Raw genomic sequence first — 19,983 nt, 5'->3', positions numbered from 1 at the left:
ATATAATGAAAAGTCGAGGTGAGAAAAATGTTCGATCGTTTACAGGCAGTAGAAGCCCGTTATGAAAAATTAAATGAACTATTAACGGATCCAGAAGTATTAAATGACCCGAAAAAGTTGCGTGATTATTCGAAAGAGCAATCCGATTTAGCGGAAACGGTACAAACGTATCGCGAATATAAATCGGTGCGTGAGCAGTTAGTAGATGCGAAAGCGATGTTGGAAGAAAAGCTCGATCCAGATATGCGGGAAATGGTGAAAGAAGAAATTAACGAGTTAGAAGAGCGTGAAGAACAGCTTGTTGAAAAGTTAAAAGTATTGTTGCTTCCGAAAGATCCGAACGACGATAAAAACGTCATTATGGAAATTCGTGGAGCGGCAGGTGGCGAAGAAGCTGCGCTTTTTGCAGGCGATTTATATCGCATGTATACGCGCTATGCAGAGTCGCAAGGATGGAAAACAGAAGTGATTGAAGCACATCCGACCGGGCTTGGTGGCTACAAAGAAATCATCTTTATGATTCAAGGAAAAGGGGCATATTCAAAATTAAAATTTGAAAACGGTGCCCATCGCGTTCAGCGCGTACCAGAGACGGAATCGGGTGGACGCATTCATACGTCGACAGCGACAGTTGCGTGCTTGCCAGAGATGGAAGAAATTGAAATTGAAATTAACGAAAAAGATATTCGTGTTGATACGTTCGCATCGAGCGGTCCGGGAGGGCAAAGCGTTAATACGACGATGTCGGCTGTTCGTTTAACGCACATTCCAACAGGAATTGTCGTATCGTGCCAAGACGAAAAATCGCAAATTAAAAATAAAGAAAAGGCGATGAAAGTATTGCGCGCGCGCATTTACGATAAATACCAACAAGAAGCGCGTGCCGAATACGACCAAACGCGCAAACAAGCGGTCGGAACAGGTGATCGTTCTGAACGCATTCGCACATACAACTTCCCGCAAAATCGTGTGACAGACCATCGCATCGGCTTGACGATTCAAAAACTTGACCAAGTGTTAGAAGGAAAGTTAGATGAAATTATTGATGCGCTCATTTTAGACGATCAATCGAAAAAATTGGAGCAAGCGAACAATGAGCAGTAAAATATATGAAGTCCTTCAATGGGCTTCTTCTTTTTTCCGAGCACACGGAAAGGAAGAAGCCGCTGCAGAATGGCTGTTGCGCCACCATTTACAAATGACGCGCGCGCAACTATTTGCTTCGTTACGTGAGCCAATGGATGAGGCGAGCAAACAAGCATTGATGGCGGATGTAAAAAAACATGCGCTGGAGCATATTCCGATTCAATATTTGATCGGATATGAGCACTTTTATGGCCGAACGTTTATCGTTAATGAGCATGTATTAATTCCACGTCCAGAAACCGAAGAGCTCGTTTCACATGTGCTGGCGCGCGCACGAAAACAGCCGCTTTCTGTCGTTGATGTCGGAACAGGAAGCGGAGCGATTGCGATTACGTTGTCGTTGGAACGACCAACGTGGTGTGTGTATGGCATTGATATTGCCGCCTCATCGCTTGAAGTCGCGAAAGAAAATGCCGCTCAGCTTGGTGCGAACGTGCATTGGTTCGAAGGGGATTTATTACAGCCAATGATCGAACGAGGCATACAAGTTGATGTTGTTGTTTCTAATCCGCCATACATTCCAGCCTGTGACATTCCGACGTTATCGCCTGTTGTGCAAAAAGAGCCGCTTCGTGCGCTTGTCGGTGGCGAAGATGGCTTGTTGTTGTATCGTCGCCTGACCGAGCAATTGCCTCAAGTTGTTTCGGAAAAAGCGCTAATTGCATTTGAAATCGGTCACGGACAAGGGCAAGCGGTCAAGACGATGTTGCAACAAACATTTCCTTCCGCACATGTCGATGTCCTTTTTGATATCAACGGTAAAGAGCGCATCGTCATCGCTCATCTCGCTTCCGAGTAACATCGGAAGCTTTTTATATTTTTTCATTTTCATAGTTTATCAACCTCCTTTTCTGGTTACACTGCATAACAAGAAAGGGGAGGTAAACAATGAATAAATACGTGATTATTTTGTATATGACAATGGTTATGATCGGTGCGATTATTACAATATACGGACAACAAACGGAAGCGCAAGAAGATGCCGTCATTCCAAATGAAGCGGTACGGTTGCGCATTTTAGCGAATAGCGATTCACCAGCAGACCAAGCGTTAAAGCGCGCCGTTCGCGATGCGGTAAATGAGCAAATTACGACATGGGTAAGCGACTTAACGTCATTTGAAGAAGCAAAGCAAGTCATTGCCCAACATGTGCCCGAAATTGAACAAACGGTTGCTCGTGTTCTTCAAGAAAACAAGAGTAATCAGTCATACAAAGTGGCATTCGGACGTGTATCATTTCCAACGAAAATATACGGTTCATACGTATATCCAGCAGGTGAGTACGATGCCGTATTAATTACGCTCGGCAAAGGTGAAGGAGCGAATTGGTGGTGCGTTTTATTCCCGCCGCTCTGTTTTCTCGATTTTTCCACAGGTGAAGCCGTTCGTCCTGTGGAAAAACAAGTTGAACAAGAGAAAGAAGTCGATCAAATAAGTGAACAACCGCTCGTTGTCGAGGATGAACAGCAAATAGAAGTGAAATTTTTCGTTGCGGAAGTATGGAAAAAGCTCATGCAATAAATATATCCACAAAATTATCAACAAAAAAGAAAAACATATCCACAATTTGTGGACAATTGTTGAGTATTTTGTATGAATCTTTTATACTCATGGAAGAAATGGCTGTAAAATGCTTGTCAGATGTCGATAAACAAACAAGCAACTTGAATATGTATGAGGTGAAAACGTTGAAAACACATGTGTTTTTTGTGGATAAAAATGTGGATGACTTAAACAGTTGTCCACAAATTATACAGGCAGCGTCGTATTTACAGCGAGGTGAGCTTGTCGCATTTCCGACAGAAACGGTGTATGGTCTTGGTGCGAACGCCATGTCCACAGCAGCTGTGGAAAACATTTTTATAGCGAAAGGAAGACCGAGCGATAATCCACTCATTGTCCACATTGCAACGACAGAACAATTGCACGATATTGCTTGCGACATTCCTCCTGTTGCATATACATTGATGGAACATTTTTGGCCTGGTCCATTGACGCTCGTCCTTCCAAAAAAAGAAGCCGTTTCTCCTCGTGTGACTGCAGGATTGAACACGGTTGCCGTTCGCATGCCGAATCATCCGATCGCTCTTGCGCTTATCAAAGCAAGCGGACTTCCGATCGCAGCACCGAGCGCCAATCGTTCAGGCAGACCAAGTCCGACAACGGCTAAACATGTGCTTGATGATTTAGATGGACGCATTGCGGCCATTGTCGATGGAGGGGCGACAGGAGTTGGGGTTGAATCGACGGTTATTGACTGCACGACAGCGATCCCAACGATTTTACGACCGGGTGGCGTAACAAAAGAGGACATTGAACAAGTGATCGGTGTTGTGGATATCGATCGTGCGCTTGTGGAAAAAGAAGCGGTGCCGAAATCTCCGGGGATGAAATATACGCATTACGCGCCGAAAGCTCCGTTAGTCGTTGTCCACGGTTCTCCTGCATTTTTGCAAAGGGTTATTAATGAAAAACGCGCGCATGGATTAAAGGTAGGAGTGTTAACGACGGAAGAAGGACGTCATACGTATGAAGCAGACGTAATTATTTCTTGTGGAAGACGTAGCGACTTACGAACGGTCGCAAAGAAGTTATATGACGCACTACGGACGTTTGATGAAACAAATGTTGATCTCATTTATAGCGAATCGTTTCCGTATGAAGGAATCGGCGTAGCCATCATGAATCGTCTATTAAAAGCAGCAGGGCATGAACAAATGATGGAAAAATGATGTCTAAACTCCTTAGGGTGTGCATATGTTAACGTGAAGGCACGTCCTAAGGAGGCTTTGTATGATTGGGGAAATGATCACATTAGCGATGATGGCATTTGCGTTGGGGATGGATGCATTTTCAGTCAGCCTTGGTATGGGTTTGCTTCAGCTTCGTTTGAAGCAAATTGCCTACATTGGATTAACGGTAGGTTTTTTTCATATTGTCATGCCTTTAGCTGGGATGGCGATCGGTCGGTTGTTATCTGTTCAGCTTGGTCATATGGCGACATACATCGGGGGAGCATTATTGTTTATTCTTGGTGTGCAAATGGTTATCGCTTCGTTTCATCATGAACAAGAACGTTGGCTGAGGCCCGTTGGCATCGGTTTGTTTTTATTTGCATTTAGCGTTAGCCTCGACAGTTTTTCTGTTGGATTAAGTTTAGGCATTTACGGAGTAGAAATCGTATTTGCGGTTATCGCATTCGGATTGACGAGCATGGTGTTAACATGGATGGGGTTACTTCTTGGGCGCCGTTTTCAACGTTGGTTAGGGACATATAGTGAGGCGTTAGGCGGCGCCATTTTACTTTTGTTTGCGTGCAAATTATTATTTCCTTTATGAGCTGGGTGTTTCCAGTTCTTTTTTCTTTTTGTTTAGTCTATATTTTATCTTACTGTTTGCTTTATAATAATAGTAAACAAGTGGCAAATGATGAGAGGTGTGAATGGTGAATCAAACGAACGTTTTGTTTGTATGTACAGGAAATACGTGTCGAAGTCCGATGGCGGAGGCGCTACTAAGACATAAACAGCTACCGCACGTACAAGTGCGATCTGCAGGCATTTTTGCGTTGGATGGGAGCGATGCATCACAACATGCGAAAGCAGTGCTTGCTGAAAAAGGAATCGACATCGATCATCGCGCTTCGTTGTTAACGAAAGAACATATTGACTGGGCGACATACGTATTAACGATGACCGAAAGTCACAAGCAACATGTGTTAGCGTGTTTTCCGGAAGCAGAAGGAAAAACGTTTACGTTACACGAATTTCTTGGTAGCGGTGAAGATGTGATCGATCCGTTTGGTGGCTCGATTGATGTGTATCGCCAAACGCGCGATGAGCTTGAACAAGCCATTGAAAAGCTCCATGAAAAGCTATAAAGCAAGGGGGATGTATGATGGGGGGAAAATACACATTTAGCTTGCAAAAAAAGCTAGCTATTTTTACAACTGTATTAGCAATGATTACGTATTCGACGAGCGCCTTTTACATTTATGTGCTGTACGATTATGTAAAACAATGGCTTCCGTTTGGGAAAAATACGTTTACGATTGTCACGTTATTGCTCGGTATTTTTTGGTCTGGTGTATTGGCATATTTTGCAGCGCGTTTTATTACGAAACCGCTTTCTCAACTTGAGCAAGCCGCGTTAAAAGCTGCGGAAGGTGAAATTGGACAAGATGTGCCTGTGCCTAAATCAGATGACGAAATTCGTTCACTTGCGATTGCGTTTAATACGATGTTAAGTAATTTACGCGACATGGTGCGCAACATTCAACAAAATTTTGCGCACACGAACGAAAAAGTTGTGGAGATGACCAACGTGTCCCGTATCGCTGCGGAACAAGCGGAAAACATTGCGCGTACGATTGATGAAATTTCAAAAGGAGCGGATAATTCCGCTGTGGCGATGCAAACGACAGCCGAAGCGGTAGAAGATGTATTAGCGATTGCAGGAAATGTACAACAAAAAGCGATGCAGTCAGAAAAACTATCGACGGAGATGGTAGCAACACTTGAAGATAGTCAGCGCGTGATCGGTTCGCTCATTGCCGGCATTCAGCAGTTAGCGAAAAGCAATGAGTCGTCATTGCATGTTGTCAAACGTTTAGAAGAGCATGCGAAAGAAGTCGGACAAATTATTTCACTTGTGGGAGATATTGCAGGACAGACGAATTTATTAGCGTTAAATGCTTCCATTGAGGCCGCGCGTGCGGGAGAACATGGCAAGGGGTTTGCTGTCGTTGCAGAAGAAGTAAGAAAGCTAGCAGATGAAAGTGCTAAAGCGGTACAAGGCATTTCAGAGCTCGTCCAAAACATTCAACATGAAGTAGTAAACGTCGTTAACCAAATTACGGAACAAGTGAACAAAGCAAATGACGAAGCGAAAAAAGGAAACGAAACAAATGAAGCCATTTCCCATATGAGCGTATCTATTCATGAAGTGGCGAATGCGGTAAAGCAAATCGCGCAACTAGTTGATGAACAAACGAAATACATCCAACAAACATCTGTTCAATCACAAGAAGTGGCTGCGATTGCTGAGCAAACATCAGCTGGGGCGGAAGAAGTGACAGCGGCGACACAAGAGCAAACAGCCGTCATTGAAAGCATGCGTGAGCTAGCGACGGAGCTTGGAGAACAAGCGGAAAAATTAAAACAAACGATTGCCCGTTTTCGTTTATAAGCATAATAAATGATGAAAAGACCGTCTCAACCCGTTAAAATGAAAGGAGACGGTTTTTTCTTTACAACGATTGAGGAGGGGTTCAAACGTGAAAGTAGCTATTGCATCAGACCATGGTGGCATTCGTATTCGCGAGGAGATTAAAAAACTAATGGATGAAATGGGGATCGAATATATAGACTTTGGTTGTGAGTGCGAAACATCGGTTGACTATCCAGATTACGCGTTGCCGGTCGCAGAGAAAGTAGCGAGCGGTGAGTTTGACCGCGGCATTTTAATTTGTGGGACAGGCATTGGAATGAGCATTGCTGCAAATAAAGTGAAAGGTATTCGTTGTGCGCTCGTTCATGACGTATTTAGTGCGAAAGCAACGCGCGAGCATAACGACAGCAATATATTAGCAATGGGCGAGCGCGTCATCGGACCAGGACTGGCGCGCGAAATTGCAAAAGTATGGCTGACAACTCCATTTGAAGGAGGCCGTCACGAAAAACGCATTCAAAAAATTTCGGCTTATGAAAACGAGCAATAAAGGTGGGATTGGCGTGACGGACATGGAACAATGGCGTAGTCAATGGCAAAAGGCGCTTGCTGAGTTTCGTGCCCAAGTATTACTGACGGAAAAAGATGTTATCGTCATTGGATGTAGTACAAGTGAAGTCATTGGGGAAAAAATTGGGACGGCAGGCACGATGGACGTGGCCGCGATGTTGTTTCAAGAGCTAAAACGGTGGCACGATGAGACGGGTGTGCAACTTGCATTTCAATGTTGTGAACATTTAAACCGGGCATTAGTTGTCGAGCGAAAAACAGCGATGACAAAGCAGCTTGAAATCGTAACGGTTATTCCGGTTCGCAACGCAGGAGGAGCAATGGCGGCATATGCATATACACAGCTAGATGACCCTGTCGTCGTTGAACATATTCGTGCAGATGCGGGCATTGATATTGGCGCGACATTAATTGGTATGCATTTGAAACACGTTGCGGTTCCTGTTCGTACGTCGATAAAGCAAATTGGGCATGCGACCATTACATTTGCGAAAACGAGGCCGAAACTGATCGGGGGCGAGCGTGCCGTCTATTCACAAGAAAAGGCGAACAAATCATGTTCGATCGGTTAATTTTGTTCACTTTTTCATTTGAAAATGTGTTAAGATAAAAAAGAATATTCACAATTTAGGGGAGGATTGTCAATGAGTCGCTTGTCACAGCAAGATCCACAAGTATTTCAAGCTATTCAAGATGAATTGAAACGACAACAAACGAAAATTGAGTTAATTGCATCGGAAAACTTTGTTAGTGAAGCCGTGATGGAAGCACAAGGATCCGTATTAACAAACAAGTATGCGGAAGGATACCCGGGACGTCGATATTACGGTGGTTGTGAACATGTTGACGTCGTTGAGGAGCTTGCGCGCGAACGTGCAAAACAATTGTTCGGAGCGGAGCATGCAAATGTTCAGCCGCATTCTGGGGCACAAGCGAACATGGCGGTATATTTTACGATTTTGGAGCATGGGGATACTGTACTTGGCATGAATTTATCACACGGGGGACATTTAACACATGGAAGCCCGGTGAACTTCAGCGGTATTCAATACAATTTCATCGAGTACGGCGTTGATCCAGAGACGCACCGCATCAATTACGACGATGTTCGCGAAAAAGCATTAAAACATAAACCGAAATTGATCGTTGCTGGGGCAAGCGCATATCCTCGCACGATTGACTTTGCGAAGTTTCGTGAAATCGCTGATGAAGTAGGCGCTTACTTCATGGTTGATATGGCGCATATCGCAGGGCTTGTGGCAGCAGGTTTGCATCCAAATCCTGTTCCGTATGCACATTTTGTAACGACAACGACGCATAAAACGCTGCGCGGTCCGCGCGGGGGCATGATTTTATGCCAAGAGCAGTTCGCCAAACAAATTGATAAAGCGATTTTCCCAGGTATTCAAGGCGGTCCATTGATGCATGTCATCGCCGCAAAAGCTGTCGCCCTCGGCGAGGCGTTACAAGACGATTTCAAAACGTATGCGCAAAACATTGTGAACAATGCAAAACGTTTAGCGGAAGCGCTAGTGGCGGAAGGCTTTACACTTATTTCTGGTGGAACGGACAATCATTTATTATTAATTGACCTACGTTCGATCGGATTAACAGGAAAAGTGGCTGAAAAAGTGCTTGACGAAATCGGTATTACAGTCAATAAAAATACGATTCCATATGACCCGGAAAGCCCGTTTGTCACAAGCGGCATTCGCATTGGTACAGCGGCAGTAACGAGCCGTGGCTTTGGACTCGAGGAAATGGATGAAATTGCGCGCATCATTTCGCTTGCGCTCAAACATAAGGATGATGAACAAAAATTAGACGAAGCGCGCCGTCGTGTGGCTGCGTTAACTGAAAAATTCCCATTGTATGCATAATGATAGGTGTCCCAGGCTGGGGCACCTTTTCTTTAGTTGAATCATCCGTTGTTTTTATGTAAAATTTACAAGAATGCATATTACAAAAAGGGGCGACTGACATGAGTAAAGTGTACGTATTTGATCATCCGTTAATTCAGCATAAGCTTACATACATTCGCGATAAACATACAGGAACAAAAGAGTTTCGCGAGCTTGTTGAAGAAGTGGCGACGCTCATGGCATTTGAAATTACACGCGATTTGCCGCTTCAAGAAGTTGAAATTGAAACACCTGTCAGCAAAGCGAAAGCGAAAGTGATCGCAGGCAAAAAACTAGGGATTATCCCGATTTTACGTGCAGGAATCGGAATGGTGGACGGCATTTTAAAGCTCATTCCAGCGGCAAAAGTCGGACATATCGGTTTATATCGCGACCCAGAGACGTTAAAACCTGTTGAATATTATGTAAAGCTCCCGACAGATGTCGAAGAGCGCGACTTTATTGTTGTCGATCCGATGCTTGCGACAGGGGGTTCAGCTGTTGAGGCGATTCATGCGCTGAAAAAACGTGGCGCGAAAAACATTAAGTTTATGTGTTTAATCGCCGCACCAGAAGGAGTAGAGGCAGTGCAACAAGCGCACCCAGACGTCGACATTTATATCGCCGCATTAGATGAAAAATTGAACGATCACGGCTATATTGTACCGGGTCTTGGTGATGCTGGAGATCGTCTATTCGGAACGAAGTAAGGTGGGCACGATGAATAAGCGAAAAGTCATGACCATTTTTGGTACGAGACCGGAAGCGATTAAAATGGCACCGCTCGTGTTAGAATTGCAAAAATATGACGATATTGAGTCAATTGTGACCGTCACAGCACAACATCGTCAAATGCTTGATCAAGTACTTCATATTTTCGGCATTCAACCACATTACGATTTAAACATTATGAAAGAGCGTCAAACGCTTGTCGATATTACAACAAGGGCGCTTGCTGGCTTAGACGATGTCATGAAAGAAGTAAAACCAGACATCGTCCTTGTCCACGGCGACACGACAACGACATTTGTCGCTAGTCTGGCAGCGTTTTATAACCAAATTGCCGTCGGGCACGTGGAAGCAGGACTTCGAACGTGGAACAAATACTCGCCGTTTCCAGAAGAAATGAATCGACAGTTGACGGGCGTATTAGCTGATTTGCATTTTGCTCCGACAGCGAAAGCAGCCGAAAATTTGCGAGCGGAAAATAAACGGGAAGATGCGATTTTCATTACAGGTAATACGGCAATTGATGCGTTAAAAACAACAGTGCGTGAAACGTATACGCATCCGATTTTGGAAAAGGTTGCAGGAAGCCGGATGATTTTATTGACAGCGCACCGCCGTGAAAACCTTGGCGAGCCGATGCGAAATATGTTCCGTGCAGTCAAAAGGCTCGTGGAAGATTATGATGATGTGCAAGTCGTTTATCCTGTTCATTTAAATCCTGTCGTGCGCGAGTTAGCGAACGACATATTAGGAAATGATGAGCGCATTCATTTAATTGAGCCGTTAGATGTAATTGACTTCCATAACTTTGCCGCAAGAGCGCACATCATTTTAACGGATTCAGGCGGTGTACAAGAAGAAGCCCCTTCGCTGGGCGTGCCTGTTCTCGTGTTGCGCGATACGACGGAGCGCCCTGAAGGCATTGAAGCAGGAACACTCAAGTTAGCTGGGATCGACGAACAAACGATTTACACGCTAGCAAGTGAACTATTAACAGATGAAAAAGCATATGACCAAATGGCAAAAGCGTCAAATCCGTACGGTGATGGATGGGCATCGCAGCGGATTGTCGAAGCGATTCGCTACTATTTCAAACAAAGCGATGTTCCGCCCACGCCATTTCGGCACGAGAAAGGGATGTCATGACGCATCCCTTTTCTTTATCAAAAATTTTCCCTCTTTTTGTGACCGAACGCATTGACATCACGTTTTCACTATTGTATGCTTACAAAGGGATAAGGATAACCTTTTTAAAAATACAGTAAATTCTGAAAATGAAAAGTGAGGCTTTCGTATGCGACAACATGAGCGCCATCCGTTTCGAGCGATCGGTTTGATGACGGCGATATCTTCCCAACTTGTCGGCTCTGTTTTAGTTGGGGTTTTTGGAGGGCGTTTTGTCGATGAACGATTTGGCACCGAACCGCTTTTTTTAGTCATTGGTTTGCTTCTTGGCTTGTCGGCCGGTGTTTATGCAACGATTCGCCTCATTCGCTCATTTTTTTCAGGAGAGGAAAAATGAACGAGCTACAGCAACATTGGCGGCGTCACAAATCATACATACTATATTTGCTGGCGGTTTACGTGCTTGGTTGGTCATTTACACCTTATTCGCAAGCGTTTTCAAGTTTGTTTCTCGGAACGGTCATCAGCCTATATAATGGTTGGACAATGGTGCGGAAAGTTGAACGATTTGGACAAGCGGTTGCGTCTGGCCAAAAAGCGCGCTCGCTTGGCATGATGTCACGCATGGCTGCGGCTGCGCTGGCGGTTTTCATTGCTTTTCGCTGGCCAGAGCAGTTTTCTGTTGGATGGATCGTATTGGGATTAATGACATCTTATATTGTCATTATAATAGATTTCTTTTTCCAAAAACCAAAAGGGGAAGAGAGGTGAGTACAGATGCATCACGAAGCTCCTTTATACACGTTGTTTGGCTTAACATTTAACTTGGCCAACGTATTAATGATTACGGTTACATCCGTCATTGTGTTTGTCATTGCCGTATTAGCAACACGCAACTTAGCGATGAAGCCAACGGGAATGCAAAACTTCCTTGAATGGGTCATGGATTTTGTCAAAGGCATTATTAAAAGCAATATGGATTGGAAAACAGGTGGACGCTTTCATATCCTCGGTATGACGCTCATCATGTACATTTTTGTAGCGAATATGCTCGGTCTACCATTTTCAGTCGTCATCGACAACAAGTTATGGTGGAAATCCCCAACAGCTGACCCGGTTGTGACGTTAACGTTGGCAACGATGGTTGTGGCGTTATCGCATTACTACGGCATCAAACTTAACGGTTTCAAAGAATATGCAAAAGGGTTCGTTAGCCCGATGCCAATTTTATTCCCGCTAAAAATTATTGAAGAGTTTGCAAACACATTAACGCTCGGTCTCCGTTTATACGGAAACATTTTTGCGGGCGAAATTTTGTTAGCGCTCTTGGCGGGAAGTTTAGCGACAGGAGTCGGCGGAACGATTGCGGCGATCATTCCAACGATCGCATGGCAGGGATTTAGTATTTTCGTCGGCGCGATCCAAGCGTTTATTTTCACGATGTTAACAATGGTTTATATGGCGCACAAAGTGAGTCATGACCATTAATTTTCATACACATTCATTTCAACATAAAAAATCGAAGGAGGACTTTTCAAATGGGTGTATTAGCAGCTGCAATTGCAATTGGTTTAGCGGCACTTGGTGCTGGTATTGGTAACGGTTTAATCGTATCTCGTACAGTAGAAGGAATTGCACGTCAACCAGAGGCGCGCGGTATGTTACAAACAACAATGTTCATCGGGGTAGCGTTAGTCGAGGCGATCCCAATCATCGCGGTCGTTATCGCGTTCATGGTTCAAGGTCGCTAGAACTGAGCGCTCGTTCGAAACGAGCTATAACTGCATACGGAAACGAAACTCGTTCAACAATGGCGAAGATCATTCCATGAGAACCTTCGCCATTCCTTTATGTTCGTACGCACACGTTCCGATCGATAATTCGGGCGATTTTTGAAGGGAGTGAAACGCGCGGTGGTAAACATGTTTGTATTAGGTGCTGGTGGACATGGGTTCAACGGCGGTGACATCTTATTCCAATTAATCATGTTCCTCTTGCTCATGTTCTTGCTTCGTAAATATGCGTTCGGTCCGTTAATGGGCGTCATGAAACAACGCGAAGAGCATATTGCGAACGAAATTGAGCAAGCAGAAAAACATCATCAAGAAGCGAAAAAGCTTGCAGAAGAGCAACGCGAATTAATGAAAAAATCGCGCCAAGAAGCGCAAGCGCTTATTGAAGAAGCACGCAAGCTTGGGGAAGAGCAAAAAGAACAAATCATTCAAGCGGCTCGCCAAGAAGCAGAGCGCCTAAAAGAAGCGGCGAAAAAAGAAATCGCACAAGAAAAAGAACAGGCGATGGCAGCGTTGCGCCAACAAGTTGCTTCGTTATCTGTACTTATTGCATCAAAAGTCATTGAGAAAGAATTGAGCGAACAAGATCAAGCGAAGCTGATTAACGAGTACATTCAAGAGGTAGGAGAAAGCCGATGAACAAACAAGTCGTAGCGAAACGATATGCGTCGGCACTTTTTGAAATTGCGAAAGAACAGCAGCTTCTTGATCAGCTCGAACAAGAACTTCGCGTCGTCAAACAAGTGTTTGCACAACATGAAGCGCTTCTTTCTGTGCTCAATCATCCAAAAATCGCGCTGGCAAAAAAGAAAGCGCTCGTTCAAGAAGCATTTGCAAACATTTCGACGGTATTAAAACATACATTAATGTTGCTTTTAGATCGCCATCGCATCGATATCGTCAACGATTTAGCTGATGCGTTTATTGCGCTAGCGAATGAGGCGCGCGGTGTAGCCGAGGCGATCGTTTATTCCGCTCGTCCGTTAACGGAAGATGAAACGAATGCGCTTGCAGATGTGTTTGCGAAAAAAGTCGGCGTCGATACGCTTCGCATCACGAACATCATCGATAAAGATGTGATCGGTGGCGTCAAAGTGCGCATCGGAAACCGCATTTTCGACGGAAGCGTCAGCGGAAAATTAGCAAGATTACAGCGACAGTTAACTCGCTAACATTTATAGATAGGGGTGAAATGCATGAGCATCAAAGCGGAAGAAATTAGCGCGCTGATAAAAAAGCAAATTGAAAACTATCAGTCTGAAATCGAAGTGAGCGATGTCGGTACAGTCATTCAAGTCGGTGACGGAATCGCTCGTGCTCATGGCCTCGACAACGTCATGTCAGGAGAGCTTGTTGAGTTTGCCAACGGCGTCATGGGATTGGCGCTAAACTTAGAAGAAAACAACGTCGGTATCGTTATTTTAGGGCCGTATACAGGCATTAAAGAAGGCGACGAAGTGCGTCGCACAGGTCGCATTATGGAAGTGCCAGTCGGTGAAGCGTTAATCGGTCGTGTCGTGAACCCATTAGGACAACCGGTAGACGGGCTTGGTTCAATTGAAACGACAGAAACTCGTCCGATTGAAAGCCCAGCCCCTGGTGTTATGGATCGTAAATCTGTCCATGAGCCGTTACAAACGGGAATTAAAGCGATTGACGCTCTTGTACCAATCGGTCGTGGTCAACGTGAGTTAATTATCGGAGACCGTCAAACAGGTAAAACGTCCGTTGCGGTAGATACAATTATCAACCAAAAAGGTAAAAACATGATTTGTATTTATGTGGCAATCGGACAAAAAGAATCAACCGTTCGTAACGTTGTCGAAACGTTGCGTAAATACGGTGCATTAGATTATACAATCGTCGTTACAGCATCTGCGTCACAACCAGCTCCGCTTTTATTCTTAGCGCCATATGCGGGCGTAACGATGGGCGAATACTTCATGTACAAAGGACAACACGTTCTTGTTGTATACGATGACTTATCCAAACAAGCGGCAGCTTATCGTGAGCTTTCGTTATTATTACGCCGTCCGCCAGGTCGTGAAGCGTATCCAGGTGACGTATTCTACTTGCATTCTCGCTTGCTTGAGCGCGCAGCTAAATTAAGCGATGCGAAAGGTGCAGGTTCATTAACAGCGTTGCCGTTCGTTGAAACACAAGCAGGCGACATTTCAGCATACATCCCAACAAACGTCATTTCTATTACGGACGGACAAATTTTCTTGCAGTCTGATTTATTCTTCTCAGGCGTGCGTCCAGCGATTAACGCCGGTCTTTCTGTATCGCGCGTCGGTGGAGCAGCGCAAATTAAAGCGATGAAAAAAGTATCAGGTACGCTTCGTCTTGACTTAGCGGCATATCGTGAGTTAGAGGCGTTTGCACAATTCGGTTCAGACCTTGACAAAGCGACACAAGCAAAACTTGCTCGCGGTGCGCGCACAGTTGAAGTGTTAAAACAAGGTTTACATGAGCCTCTGCCAGTTGAAAAGCAAGTAGCGATCATTTACGCGTTAACGCGCGGATTTTTAGATGATATTCCAGTAGAAGACATTCGCCGCTTTGAAAAAGAGTTCCATGCGTGGTTAGATAAAGACGAAAACGGCCAAAAACTAATGGAACATATTCGCACAACAGGCGATCTTCCAAACGAAGAAGACTTCAACAAGGCGATTGAAGCGTTCAAAAAGACGTTTGTGGTATCGGAGTAAGAAAAGAGCGGAACAGCATAGCTGTTCCGTCCCCTTTCAACAATTGAGCGAAAAAGGTGGTGAAACCTTTGGGAGCATCGTTACGCGACATAAAAGCACGAATTAACACGACAAAAAAGACGAGCCAAATTACAAAAGCGATGGAAATGGTCTCGGCATCGAAATTAAACCGTGCTGAGCATAACGCAAGATCGTTTACACCGTATATGGAAAAAATTCAAGAAGTTGTAGCGAGCGTTGCGCTTGGTAGCAATGACGCTTCTCATCCAATGCTTGTAAAGCGCCCAGTAAAAAAGACAGGATATTTAGTGATTACATCGGACCGTGGCTTAGCTGGCGCCTACAATAGCAACGTGCTTCGTACCGTTTTTCAAACGATTCAAGAGCGTCACCGTTCGGCAGAAGAATATGCGATTATTGCAATCGGTCGCGTCGGTTTAAATTTCTTTAAACGCCGCAACATTCCGGTAGCTTTACATATTACCGGATTGCCAGACCAACCGACATTTGCGGACATTAAAGAAATTGCGAACAAAACAGTAAACATGTTTGCCGATGGTACGTTCGACGAGCTGTACATGTTTTACAACCATTTCGTAAGCGCCATTCAACAAGATGTGACGGAGAAAAAGCTATTGCCATTAACAGATTTAGCTTCTGATAAAAAGTTGACGACTTACGAATTTGAACCGTCACAAGAAGAAATTTTAGAAGTATTGTTGCCACAATACGCTGAAAGCTTAATTTATGGAGCGTTGCTTGATGCGAAAGCAAGCGAGCATGCGGCGCGGATGACAGCGATGAAAAACGCAACAGACAACGCAAAAGAATTGATTCGGACACTTACGCTTTCTTACAACCGTGCCCGCCAAGCAGCAATTACGCAAGAAATTACAGAGATTGTGGCCGGAGCGAACGCATTGCAATAAGGTTGATTAGCAGTTAGGAGGGAAAACGATGGCAAAAGGACGCGTTATTCAAGTTATGGGTCCCGTTGTAGACGTTAAGTTCGAAGACGGACACTTACCTGCGATTTACAACGCCCTAAAAATTAAACATAAAGCGCGTAACGAAAAAGAGGTCGACATCGACTTAACGTTAGAAGTAGCCCTTCACCTTGGGGACGACACAGTGCGCACAATTGCGATGTCAACGACAGACGGATTAGTGCGTGGTATGGAGGTCATCGATACAGGAGCACCGATTTCGGTTCCTGTTGGTGAAGTGACACTCGGACGCGTATTTAACGTATTAGGAGAACCGATTGACTTAGGCGAAGACATCCCAGCAGACGCTCGTCGCGATTCGATTCACCGTCCAGCACCAAAATTTGAACAACTTTCAACTCAAGTTGAAATTTTAGAGACAGGAATTAAAGTCGTAGATTTGCTTGCACCATACATTAAAGGTGGAAAAATCGGATTGTTCGGTGGAGCAGGTGTAGGGAAAACGGTTTTAATCCAAGAATTAATTAACAACATCGCGCAAGAGCACGGTGGTATTTCTGTATTCGCCGGCGTTGGTGAGCGCACGCGTGAAGGAAACGACTTGTACCATGAAATGAAAGACTCTGGCGTTATTAACAAAACAGCGATGGTATTCGGTCAGATGAACGAGCCACCTGGAGCACGTATGCGCGTAGCATTAACAGGATTAACAATGGCGGAATATTTCCGTGATGAGCAAGGACAAGACGTATTATTCTTCATCGATAACATTTTCCGTTTCACGCAAGCCGGTTCAGAGGTGTCTGCGTTATTAGGACGCATGCCTTCCGCGGTAGGTTATCAACCAACACTTGCGACAGAAATGGGTCAGTTACAAGAACGGATTACATCAACAGCTGTCGGTTCAGTTACATCGATCCAAGCGATTTACGTCCCTGCGGACGACTACACAGATCCAGCACCAGCGACAACGTTCGCACACTTAGATGCAACAACAAACCTAGAGCGTAAATTATCAGAGATGGGTATTTATCCAGCGGTAGACCCGCTTGCATCGACGTCTCGTGCGCTTTCACCTGAAATCGTTGGGGAAGAGCATTACCAAGTGGCACGTAAAGTACAACAAACGTTGCAACGCTATAAAGAATTGCAAGACATTATCGCCATCCTTGGTATGGATGAGCTTTCTGAAGAAGATAAACTTGTCGTTCATCGCGCTCGTCGCATTCAGTTCTTCTTATCGCAAAACTTCCACGTCGCTGAACAGTTTACAGGACAACCTGGTTCATATGTTCCTGTAAAAGAAACAGTTCGTGGCTTTAAAGAAATTTTGGAAGGAAAATATGATCATCTTCCAGAAGATGCGTTCCGCTTAGTCGGCCGTATTGAAGAAGTTGTTGAAAAAGCGAGAAAAATGGGCGTAGAAGTTTAATAAGGGACCGAGGAGGATTTTTTCATGAAGACGATTAAAGTCAGTGTCGTAACTCCGGACGGCCCAGTATATGAAGCGGATGTGGAAATGGTGAGCGCTAAAGCGCAAAGCGGCGAACTCGGCGTGTTGCCAGGGCACATTCCGATGGTCGCACCGCTCGAGATTGGCGCAGTTCGCTTAAAGAAGGGAAATGCGACTGAACTTGTAGCGGTGAGCGGTGGCTTTTTAGAAGTTCGCCCTGATCGTGTAACGATTTTGGCGCAAGCTGCAGAACGAGCAGAAGATATTGACGTTGCGCGTGCAAAAGCGGCGAAAGAACGGGCTGAACGCCGCTTGCAAGCGAAACAAGATGAAATCGATCATAGACGGGCAGAATTAGCATTGCGTCGTGCAATTAACCGTTTAAATGTAGCAAATCGTCATTTTTAACCCTAAGAGCATTGCCTCTTAGGGTTTTTGTTTATTTTTGGAACAAGTTTTATCGACACATATGTGAAGAAGTGATATAATGTTATCGGTTACAGTCTTAATAGTGTGACGTTTTCGAAAAATGTGTATAAAGTCACAAAGGGGTGGGACATCGTTGAACGTTTATGTAAACAGTTATGTAGTCGTCTTTGTGTTTCTTTGTTTAGGTATTTTGCTCCCAATCGTTGCGCTTACAGCCGGCCGTTTCCTTCGTCCGCATGCGCCAAATGCAGCGAAACAAACGACGTACGAAAGCGGATTAGATCCGTTCCACGATTCGCGCGTGCAATTTAACGTACGATACTACATTTTTGCGTTATTGTTCGTCATTTTTGATGTAGAAACGGTATTTTTATATCCATGGGCTGTTGCGTTTGATAAGCTTGGTGCATTTGCGCTTATTGAAATGCTTATTTTTGTCGTCATGTTGTTGATTGGACTTGTGTATGCTTGGAAGAAGAAGGTGTTAAAATGGATGTAAAATTATTGAACGTATCAGATCAAGAAATGGAAGAAATGCGCCGCAACGTCTTTTTAACGACATTAGAGCAGTTAAAAGCATGGGCGCGCAGCAATTCTTTATGGCCACTCACGTTCGGTCTTGCTTGTTGTGCCATTGAAATGATGGGAGTTGGTTCTTCGCATTACGATTTAGACCGCTTCGGCTCTTTCTTTCGCACATCGCCTCGTCAGTCAGATGTCATGATCGTTTCAGGAACTGTGACGAAAAAAATGGCTCCCATTGTTCGTCGTCTGTACGATCAAATGCCTGAGCCGAAATGGGTCATCGCGATGGGATCGTGTGCGACAGCAGGAGGTCCATATGTGAAGTCGTATTGCGTTGTAAAGGGTGTCGATCAAATTGTACCTGTTGACGTATACATTCCGGGCTGTCCGCCAAATCCAGCTGCATTAATTTATGGCATTAACAAACTAAAAGAGAAAATTCGCTACGAAGCGAAAACAGGAAAGAAGGTGCTGTAAATGAGCGATGAAAAAGATTTACAGCAACGAAAAAAAGAAGCAGCGGAACGCGCAAAACAATTAGCAAAAGAGCGACTTGCAGCGAAGAAAGCGACAGAACAAACTGAGCCAACGCTCGAAAGCGAAGATGACCTTGCGCTTGCGAAGAAAAAAGCAGCAGCGGCGGCGAAAGCAAAAGCCGCGGCGCTAGCAAAACAAAAAGCCGCAGAGTCTGAAGAATTAAGCGAAGAAGAACTAGCGAAGAAAAAAGCGGCAGCAGCGGCAAAAGCGAAAGCCGCAGCGCTAGCAAAACAAAAAGCCGCAGAGTCTGGAGAATTAAGCGAAGAGGAATTAGCGAAGAAAAAAGCGGCAGCAGCGGCAAAAGCAAAAGCCGCAGCGTTAGCGAAACAAAAAGCAGCGGAAACAGGGGACTTAAGCGAAGAGGAATTAGCGAAGAAAAAAGCAGCAGCGGCGGCAAAAGCAAAAGCCGCGGCGTTAGCAAAAGCCAAAAGTGCAGATGGCGGCGAAGAAAAAGAGGAAAAGCCGTCACTAAATCAGCCATATCTCGACAAATACGTCAAAGTCATTGAAGAGCATCTCGGAAAAGATGTGTTAGAAAACGCTTACATTAATCATTTGTCGAAAGATGTACCAACGCTTGTTGCTAAAAAAGATACATATTATAAAGTGGCTGAGTTTTTAAAATATAATGAGCAACTAAGTTTTGATTATTTATCTGAGTTGCACGGAACAGATTTTCAAACGCATATGGAAGTGTACGTCCACTTGTATTCTTATAAAAATCGTCAGTCCGTTGCGCTGAAAGTAAAGATTGATCGTGACCATCCGGTTATTGACTCGCTTGTTCCGCTTTGGCCAGGGGCGAATTGGCCAGAGTGCGAAGCGTACGATTTACTTGGCATTTGTTTTGAAGGTCATCCGCAACTTATTCGCATTTTCTTAGGGGAAAACTGGGTCGGCTATCCGCTCCGGAAAGATTACGAGCCATACGATATGGAGGGGTAAGGG

At 44.6% G+C, this 19,983-nt stretch carries 25 protein-coding genes; all 25 read left to right on the top strand.

What is annotated here, in order from left to right:
- Positions 1-27 precede the first annotated feature (27 nt).
- The 25 genes from prfA (at position 28) to ASC42_RS04710 (ending at position 19,980) form a co-directional block, all read left to right on the top strand.
- Entirely contained in the window at positions 28-1,104 is a 1,077-nt protein-coding gene (gene prfA / locus ASC42_RS04830) for a peptide chain release factor 1 (protein ID WP_055440787.1), read from the top strand.
- A complete protein-coding gene (gene prmC / locus ASC42_RS04825) occupies positions 1,094-1,945 on the top strand; it encodes a peptide chain release factor N(5)-glutamine methyltransferase (RefSeq protein WP_055440786.1) in 852 nt (283 codons plus the stop codon). Before prfA ends, prmC begins: the two co-directional genes overlap by 11 nt.
- A gap of 89 nt (positions 1,946-2,034) precedes the next feature.
- Complete coding sequence (gene spoIIR, locus ASC42_RS04820; protein ID WP_055440785.1) at positions 2,035-2,667, top strand: stage II sporulation protein R; 633 nt, start codon at positions 2,035-2,037, stop codon at positions 2,665-2,667.
- Positions 2,668-2,816: 149 nt separating this feature from the next.
- On the top strand, positions 2,817-3,878 hold the full coding sequence (locus ASC42_RS04815; RefSeq protein WP_055440890.1) for an L-threonylcarbamoyladenylate synthase: 1,062 nt from the start codon (positions 2,817-2,819) through the stop codon (positions 3,876-3,878).
- Between the two features lie 61 nt (positions 3,879-3,939).
- A complete protein-coding gene (locus tag ASC42_RS04810) occupies positions 3,940-4,485 on the top strand; it encodes a manganese efflux pump MntP (protein WP_055440784.1) in 546 nt (181 codons plus the stop codon).
- Between the two features lie 103 nt (positions 4,486-4,588).
- Positions 4,589-5,026, top strand: a complete 438-nt coding sequence (locus ASC42_RS04805) for a low molecular weight protein arginine phosphatase (RefSeq protein WP_032101327.1) — start codon at positions 4,589-4,591, stop codon at positions 5,024-5,026.
- A 17-nt stretch (positions 5,027-5,043) separates the two neighbouring features.
- Entirely contained in the window at positions 5,044-6,333 is a 1,290-nt protein-coding gene (locus ASC42_RS04800; protein ID WP_425339068.1) for a methyl-accepting chemotaxis protein, read from the top strand.
- An 88-nt stretch (positions 6,334-6,421) separates the two neighbouring features.
- Positions 6,422-6,865 carry a ribose 5-phosphate isomerase B gene (gene rpiB, locus ASC42_RS04795; RefSeq protein WP_055440782.1) on the top strand — a complete coding sequence of 148 codons (444 nt, stop codon included), beginning with the start codon at positions 6,422-6,424 and terminating at the stop codon, positions 6,863-6,865.
- Positions 6,866-6,887: 22 nt separating this feature from the next.
- Positions 6,888-7,457, top strand: coding sequence for a TIGR01440 family protein (locus tag ASC42_RS04790; RefSeq protein ID WP_245191148.1), 570 nt, complete (start codon positions 6,888-6,890; stop codon positions 7,455-7,457).
- 72 nt (positions 7,458-7,529) lie between these two features.
- The gene (gene glyA, locus ASC42_RS04785) at positions 7,530-8,765 is read left to right on the top strand and encodes a serine hydroxymethyltransferase (protein ID WP_055440780.1); all 1,236 of its coding nucleotides are present in this window, start codon (positions 7,530-7,532) and stop codon (positions 8,763-8,765) included.
- Between the two features lie 101 nt (positions 8,766-8,866).
- Entirely contained in the window at positions 8,867-9,496 is a 630-nt protein-coding gene (gene upp, locus ASC42_RS04780) for a uracil phosphoribosyltransferase (RefSeq protein WP_009360966.1), read from the top strand.
- 10 nt (positions 9,497-9,506) lie between these two features.
- Complete coding sequence (gene wecB / locus ASC42_RS04775) at positions 9,507-10,661, top strand: non-hydrolyzing UDP-N-acetylglucosamine 2-epimerase (protein ID WP_055440779.1); 1,155 nt, start codon at positions 9,507-9,509, stop codon at positions 10,659-10,661.
- Positions 10,662-10,809: 148 nt separating this feature from the next.
- Positions 10,810-11,037, top strand: coding sequence for an AtpZ/AtpI family protein (locus ASC42_RS04770; RefSeq protein ID WP_055440778.1), 228 nt, complete (start codon positions 10,810-10,812; stop codon positions 11,035-11,037).
- Entirely contained in the window at positions 11,034-11,411 is a 378-nt protein-coding gene (locus ASC42_RS04765; protein WP_032101320.1) for an ATP synthase subunit I, read from the top strand. Before ASC42_RS04770 ends, ASC42_RS04765 begins: the two co-directional genes overlap by 4 nt.
- A gap of 6 nt (positions 11,412-11,417) precedes the next feature.
- Positions 11,418-12,128, top strand: a complete 711-nt coding sequence (atpB, locus tag ASC42_RS04760) for a F0F1 ATP synthase subunit A (protein WP_055440777.1) — start codon at positions 11,418-11,420, stop codon at positions 12,126-12,128.
- Between the two features lie 50 nt (positions 12,129-12,178).
- The gene (gene atpE / locus ASC42_RS04755; protein WP_003253662.1) at positions 12,179-12,391 is read left to right on the top strand and encodes a F0F1 ATP synthase subunit C; all 213 of its coding nucleotides are present in this window, start codon (positions 12,179-12,181) and stop codon (positions 12,389-12,391) included.
- Between the two features lie 171 nt (positions 12,392-12,562).
- The gene (atpF, locus tag ASC42_RS04750; RefSeq protein WP_055440889.1) at positions 12,563-13,072 is read left to right on the top strand and encodes a F0F1 ATP synthase subunit B; all 510 of its coding nucleotides are present in this window, start codon (positions 12,563-12,565) and stop codon (positions 13,070-13,072) included.
- On the top strand, positions 13,069-13,605 hold the full coding sequence (locus tag ASC42_RS04745) for a F0F1 ATP synthase subunit delta (RefSeq protein WP_055440776.1): 537 nt from the start codon (positions 13,069-13,071) through the stop codon (positions 13,603-13,605). Before atpF ends, ASC42_RS04745 begins: the two co-directional genes overlap by 4 nt.
- Before the next feature lie 24 nt (positions 13,606-13,629).
- Entirely contained in the window at positions 13,630-15,144 is a 1,515-nt protein-coding gene (atpA, locus tag ASC42_RS04740) for a F0F1 ATP synthase subunit alpha (protein WP_055440775.1), read from the top strand.
- 68 nt (positions 15,145-15,212) lie between these two features.
- Entirely contained in the window at positions 15,213-16,073 is an 861-nt protein-coding gene (locus ASC42_RS04735) for a F0F1 ATP synthase subunit gamma (protein ID WP_055440774.1), read from the top strand.
- 28 nt (positions 16,074-16,101) lie between these two features.
- Positions 16,102-17,523, top strand: a complete 1,422-nt coding sequence (gene atpD / locus ASC42_RS04730) for a F0F1 ATP synthase subunit beta (protein ID WP_032101315.1) — start codon at positions 16,102-16,104, stop codon at positions 17,521-17,523.
- Between the two features lie 24 nt (positions 17,524-17,547).
- Positions 17,548-17,952, top strand: coding sequence for a F0F1 ATP synthase subunit epsilon (locus tag ASC42_RS04725; RefSeq protein ID WP_055440773.1), 405 nt, complete (start codon positions 17,548-17,550; stop codon positions 17,950-17,952).
- A 121-nt stretch (positions 17,953-18,073) separates the two neighbouring features.
- Positions 18,074-18,472: an NADH-quinone oxidoreductase subunit A gene (locus ASC42_RS04720; protein WP_052009615.1), complete on the top strand. Its 399-nt coding sequence runs from the start codon at positions 18,074-18,076 to the stop codon at positions 18,470-18,472.
- Positions 18,463-18,975: a NuoB/complex I 20 kDa subunit family protein gene (locus ASC42_RS04715; RefSeq protein WP_006319894.1), complete on the top strand. Its 513-nt coding sequence runs from the start codon at positions 18,463-18,465 to the stop codon at positions 18,973-18,975. Before ASC42_RS04720 ends, ASC42_RS04715 begins: the two co-directional genes overlap by 10 nt.
- Positions 18,976-19,980 carry an NADH-quinone oxidoreductase subunit C gene (locus tag ASC42_RS04710; protein ID WP_055440772.1) on the top strand — a complete coding sequence of 335 codons (1,005 nt, stop codon included), beginning with the start codon at positions 18,976-18,978 and terminating at the stop codon, positions 19,978-19,980.
- Positions 19,981-19,983 lie beyond the last annotated feature (3 nt).

This window comes from Anoxybacillus suryakundensis (assembly GCF_001418025.1).
GTDB lineage: Bacteria > Bacillota > Bacilli > Bacillales > Anoxybacillaceae > Anoxybacillus > Anoxybacillus tengchongensis.
This window is presented reverse-complemented; position numbering and strand designations above follow the sequence as displayed.

Excerpts from the sequence above, each read along its gene's own strand:
- prfA (WP_055440787.1), top strand. The coding sequence starts at position 28 with ATGTTCGATCGTTTACAGGCAGTAGAAGCCCGTTATGAAAAATTAAAT.
- prmC (WP_055440786.1), top strand. The coding sequence starts at position 1,094 with ATGAGCAGTAAAATATATGAAGTCCTTCAATGGGCTTCTTCTTTTTTC.
- spoIIR (WP_055440785.1), top strand. The coding sequence starts at position 2,035 with ATGAATAAATACGTGATTATTTTGTATATGACAATGGTTATGATCGGT.
- ASC42_RS04815 (WP_055440890.1), top strand. The coding sequence starts at position 2,817 with ATGTATGAGGTGAAAACGTTGAAAACACATGTGTTTTTTGTGGATAAA.
- ASC42_RS04810 (WP_055440784.1), top strand. The coding sequence starts at position 3,940 with ATGATTGGGGAAATGATCACATTAGCGATGATGGCATTTGCGTTGGGG.
- ASC42_RS04805 (WP_032101327.1), top strand. The coding sequence starts at position 4,589 with ATGGTGAATCAAACGAACGTTTTGTTTGTATGTACAGGAAATACGTGT.
- ASC42_RS04800 (WP_425339068.1), top strand. The coding sequence starts at position 5,044 with ATGGGGGGAAAATACACATTTAGCTTGCAAAAAAAGCTAGCTATTTTT.
- ASC42_RS04790 (WP_245191148.1), top strand. The coding sequence starts at position 6,888 with ATGGAACAATGGCGTAGTCAATGGCAAAAGGCGCTTGCTGAGTTTCGT.
- glyA (WP_055440780.1), top strand. The coding sequence starts at position 7,530 with ATGAGTCGCTTGTCACAGCAAGATCCACAAGTATTTCAAGCTATTCAA.
- upp (WP_009360966.1), top strand. The coding sequence starts at position 8,867 with ATGAGTAAAGTGTACGTATTTGATCATCCGTTAATTCAGCATAAGCTT.
- wecB (WP_055440779.1), top strand. The coding sequence starts at position 9,507 with ATGAATAAGCGAAAAGTCATGACCATTTTTGGTACGAGACCGGAAGCG.
- ASC42_RS04770 (WP_055440778.1), top strand. The coding sequence starts at position 10,810 with ATGCGACAACATGAGCGCCATCCGTTTCGAGCGATCGGTTTGATGACG.
- ASC42_RS04765 (WP_032101320.1), top strand. The coding sequence starts at position 11,034 with ATGAACGAGCTACAGCAACATTGGCGGCGTCACAAATCATACATACTA.
- atpB (WP_055440777.1), top strand. The coding sequence starts at position 11,418 with ATGCATCACGAAGCTCCTTTATACACGTTGTTTGGCTTAACATTTAAC.
- atpE (WP_003253662.1), top strand. The coding sequence starts at position 12,179 with ATGGGTGTATTAGCAGCTGCAATTGCAATTGGTTTAGCGGCACTTGGT.
- atpF (WP_055440889.1), top strand. The coding sequence starts at position 12,563 with ATGTTTGTATTAGGTGCTGGTGGACATGGGTTCAACGGCGGTGACATC.
- ASC42_RS04745 (WP_055440776.1), top strand. The coding sequence starts at position 13,069 with ATGAACAAACAAGTCGTAGCGAAACGATATGCGTCGGCACTTTTTGAA.
- atpA (WP_055440775.1), top strand. The coding sequence starts at position 13,630 with ATGAGCATCAAAGCGGAAGAAATTAGCGCGCTGATAAAAAAGCAAATT.
- atpD (WP_032101315.1), top strand. The coding sequence starts at position 16,102 with ATGGCAAAAGGACGCGTTATTCAAGTTATGGGTCCCGTTGTAGACGTT.
- ASC42_RS04725 (WP_055440773.1), top strand. The coding sequence starts at position 17,548 with ATGAAGACGATTAAAGTCAGTGTCGTAACTCCGGACGGCCCAGTATAT.
- ASC42_RS04720 (WP_052009615.1), top strand. The coding sequence starts at position 18,074 with ATGTGTATAAAGTCACAAAGGGGTGGGACATCGTTGAACGTTTATGTA.
- ASC42_RS04715 (WP_006319894.1), top strand. The coding sequence starts at position 18,463 with ATGGATGTAAAATTATTGAACGTATCAGATCAAGAAATGGAAGAAATG.
- ASC42_RS04710 (WP_055440772.1), top strand. The coding sequence starts at position 18,976 with ATGAGCGATGAAAAAGATTTACAGCAACGAAAAAAAGAAGCAGCGGAA.